2 protein-coding genes and 1 pseudogene are annotated in these 4,073 nt (G+C 69.5%); all 3 read right to left on the bottom strand.

Annotated elements, in window-relative coordinates; translation table 11 throughout:
* Positions 1 to 941, bottom strand: a pseudogene (locus tag ABTY15_RS39450) (hypothetical protein); the annotation flags it as partial.
* Positions 942 to 1,315: 374 nt separating this feature from the next.
* Complete coding sequence (locus ABTY15_RS39445; RefSeq protein ID WP_350607513.1) at positions 1,316 to 1,627, bottom strand: hypothetical protein; 312 nt, start codon at positions 1,625 to 1,627, stop codon at positions 1,316 to 1,318.
* An 82-nt stretch (positions 1,628 to 1,709) separates the two neighbouring features.
* A partial coding sequence (locus ABTY15_RS39440) for an RHS repeat-associated core domain-containing protein (RefSeq protein ID WP_350607509.1) occupies positions 1,710 to 4,073 on the bottom strand: 2,364 nt, incomplete at its 5' end.

The following is a 4,073-nucleotide window of genomic DNA, read 5'->3' as shown; positions in this document are numbered from 1 at the left end:
AGCAGCTGGATCGAACCGTCCTGCTGCGGGGCGACGTTGAGGCCGGTGGTGTCCAGCGGGATCGTCACGGTGCCGGTCTGGCCGACGGCGGAACGGTCCTTGACGACGAGGAACTGCTCGAAGCCGGTGCGGGTGGCCTCGAGGACGAGGTCGACGCCCGGGCGGGCGTTGACGTAGGTGGCCTTGTTGCCGTCCAGCTTGGGCTTGGGCAGCTTGCCCAGCCAGCCGAAGCGGACCTGCTGGTCACCGGTACCGATCTTGACCAGCGCGCGCTCGGCGGGCTTCTGATCGGTGGGCTTCGGGTCGGCAGGCTTCGGGTCCGCTGCCGGAGCGTCAGCACGGGCCGCGCTGCGCGAAGCCCGCTCCGGGGCGGCCGACGCAGAGGCGTTCGGCGTAGCAGCCGCCGTAGCAGTGGCCGTCGCACTGGGCGTGGCCGTCGGCGTTGCGCTCGCAGCCGCCGTAGCAGTGGCCGTCGGCGTTGCGCTCGGCGTCGCACTGGGCGCGGTCGCCGGCGCCGCAGCGCCTGGCGCGCTGTCGCCCACCGTCACGCCGGCGTCGCCGCCCTCGAAGACGACCCCGCCGGGGTGGGCCTTCGGCGCGACCTTGCCGTCGGGCGTCTGCACCAGCGTGGTGTCGACGGGCACCCAGGCCTCGCCGACCTTCATCCGGATCGGACCGGTGGAACGGTCCGAGGTCAGCGTGCCGTCCGGGTTCGCCCACAGCGTGGTGAACTCCGTCCGGGCGCCGGTGACCTCGATCCGCCGCTTCTGCAGCCGGGCCGCGAGCAACGCCGACGCCTCGTTCGGCGCCTCCGTGGTCGGGGCGGCCGGAGGCGTGGTCGGCTTGGGCGCGGCAGCGGCCGGATCGGCCGTCACCGCATCCACCACCACGCTGGCCTGCACCAGCAGGCCGAGTGTCAGGAGCGCCGATATCGGGCGCATCCGACGCGTAGAGAAGGCCCCGCCCGCAAATGCGGACGAGGCCCGAGACCGTCGTGACATCAAGACTCTCTCAAGAGGTAACCAATAGTCAGAAGGACTTCTTTCAAAGCCAACTGACAATCTCTCACCTCAGGAACCTCTCAGCGGCCACTCAGGATGACGATCATGTAACGGATCACGCGTCCATCGGAGTTCAGCAAGGATGCTTGGTAGCCAAACCTGATGGTTTGTCTGGTTTCCTTCGGGGGCTGACGGCGGTCTGTCGGCCATCGACCGGCACCGCTTCCCGTTGATTGGAAGCGCTCCGGGGCGAGACCGCGCGGAACGCCGAAACGGCCCGCCGAGGGGTCGGCGGGCCGTTGGGTGGGTCTTCGTCAGAAGGCGTATTCCAGCCATCCGAAGAAGAGGATCAGCGCCTTCTTCGCCGAGCAGGTCGGCTTGTGTCCGGCGATGGCGAAGAAGATGAATGCGGCGATCACGACGAGGGCCGCGAAGGCCAGCAGGCCGAATCCCGGTGCCGGTCCGACGAAGACGAACAGGATCGCCGACAGCACTGCCAGGCAGGCCATGCCCAGTCCGGTCTGACGCAGCGTCCTGAGCAGCGATACGTGCCCGGACCTGCCCTGTCGCTGATCCGCTTCGACGACAACGTGCTCCGTCGTGTTGCAGAGCTCCTTGTCGATCATGACGGCCCCTCCATGAGAATCGAGAACGGGGGCGGGAAAGTCGTGCTTTCCCGCCCCCGCCTGGCTAATTCGTCAGCTTACGCTATTCCATAATCCGCTTGAACCAGCCGAATATGCTCTGGCTCCATGAGGTCCGGGGCGTGTTGTAGAGCAGCGGAGGCGTTCCGCCGCCCATGATCGCCTTGAGGCCCCACTTCGGTGCGGCGCCCCTGGCGTAGCCGGTGAAGCAGCCACGGCCCCAGAGGGCGCCGCAGATGCCGCCCTTGACCTCGGAGATGGCGGTGGACTTCACCCACTGGCCCATGCCCCGACGGCGCTCCGCCGAGTTGGACACCGCGTAGTGTGCGCCCAGGCCGCCGGCGAAGATGGCGCCGGCACCGACCAGGACCATGGCACCACCGCAGGCCACGGTGGCGACGCAGACGCCGGCCGCGGTCGCGGACACGAAGCCCACACCGACGTTGACCAGCTTGTGCTTCCAGTTCTTGCCCCAGTCGGCCTTGGTCTCCTCCCACTTGTTCTTCGCCTTGTTGACGACCTTGCGGCAGAAGCTGCAGCTGATGCGGCCGTCGAGGTCGTAGCGGTTGACCGGGTCGCCGTACGTGTACTCGTACGCGTTGGCGTTGCCGCCGTAGACCGGGTCGACGGAGAGGAAGCGGCCGGTGGCCGGGTTGTAGAGGCGCACGCCCATCAGGACGATTCCGTCCTGGGCCTCGGCCGAGCGCTGCTTGCCGCCGAGCCAGCCGTAGCGGGTGGCGGACTGGCCGGTGGCCGGGTTGCCGTACTCGTCGGAGTCGAGGAGGACGGGCTTGGTGAGCGCGGTGTCGGTGGTCAGGACGACCGAGCCGAACAGGTTGGTGAGTTGGAGTCGGATGTCCCCCTTGTCGGTGACGGTGGCGGCCATGTCGCCGTCGGTGCCGGGGACGTAGCGGGTCCAGGCGCCCGCGGTGACGTCCTCGACGATCCAGCGCGGGCTGTCGCCGTCGCCGCTGTAGTGGTTGAGCTTCGACGCGACGGTCGACCAGGTGCCGTCGGCCTGCTTCTTGGCGGTGGTGCTGCCGTTGAGGCGGCCGGCCGGGTCGAGGGTCCAGGTCTGCCGGGTGTCGGCGGTCTCCTGGGACGCCACCAGGTCGTTGACGCGGTACCCGACAGTCGTGCCGGACGGCGTCTTCACCGTGCGGCCGAACGCGTCGTACTGGTAGCCGGCGTCGGTGATCCGGTCAGCGCTGTCGAAGGTGGACGTGGTCGTGGTGGCGCCGGCGGTGGAGCAGGTGCCGTCGCCGGCCGGTCCGGAAACCGCCTTCCCGGTGCGGTTGTAGTGGGTGTCGTAGGTGTAGACCCGGGTCGTGCAGCCGCCGTTGGCGGTGCTCTGCTCGGCCTTCACCAGTCGGCCCAGGCGGTCGTAGCCGTAGCTCTTGCTGCCGTTGCCGGTGGCGTCCTTCACCACCTGGCCCTGGGTGGACAGTTCGTTGGTCTGCGACCAGACGACCGCGCCGTCGGACGCCCGGGTGTAGCTGCGGGCGACGGCCTTGCCGGAGGCGTTGAAGGTGTCCTTGCGGACGATGCCGCCGGGGTAGGTCTGCTCGACGAGCTGGCCGTCCGGGCTGTACTTGGCGGTGAACTCGCCCGTCTTGCTGTCGCTCACCGAGGTGACCAGGCCGCGGGGTTCCTTGGCGCGGTCGTAGGTGAACGTCAGGGTGCCGGTGACGTCGGTGAGCTTGACCGGCTTGCCGAAGCGGTCGTACTCGGTCGTGGTCGCCGCGCCGTCCGCGTCGGTGTACGAGATGGTGCGGCCGAGGGCGTCCCGGGCCGTGCTGACGACCCCGTTGCCCGCGGTGACCTTGACGACCTCGCCGGTGGCGGGGTCGTACGTGGTCTCGCTCTTCGGAACGGCCTGGCCCTCGGTGCCGGTGGTCTCGACGGAGAGCTGCCGGTCGATGGCGTCGTAGCCGGTCACCGTCTTGCGGGTCTTGCCGGCGTTGGTCTCGGTGACCTCCTCCGGCTTGCCGCCGCGCGAGTACCGGGTGACCTGCTTGACCGGCAGGGTGGTCGGCATCCGCGCGGAGTCCGCGCCGGTGACGGCGGCACCCGGGGCGGTGGTGCAGGCCAGGCCCGCCCACTCCGGCCGGTTGGCGCAGGCCGGGTCGGCGGCGTTGGCACCGGCCGTGTAGTACACGGACTTGACGGTGTTCGAGTCCGCGTCGGTGGTGCCCGGGACCCGGATCTCGACCGTGCGGCCCTGGGCGTCGTAGGCGGTGTTGGTGGTGAGCTTGGCGCCGAGCGCGTCGGTGGTGACCGAGGTGGGCTTCTTCAGCGTCCAGCCGGCGGTGCCGCCGATCGGGGTGTCGAAGCCGTGCTTGGTGACGCGGAGTTCGACGTCGTCGGCGTAGCCGTCGATGCGGGCGCCGTCGGTGGCGGTGGTGACCAGGTGGTAGGCCTGGCCGTC

The sequence above is a fragment of the Kitasatospora sp. NPDC097643 genome (genome assembly GCF_040302625.1).
Taxonomy (GTDB): domain Bacteria; phylum Actinomycetota; class Actinomycetes; order Streptomycetales; family Streptomycetaceae; genus Kitasatospora.
Note: the sequence above shows the minus strand (reverse complement) of the source record. Positions and strands in the feature narration are given on the sequence as shown.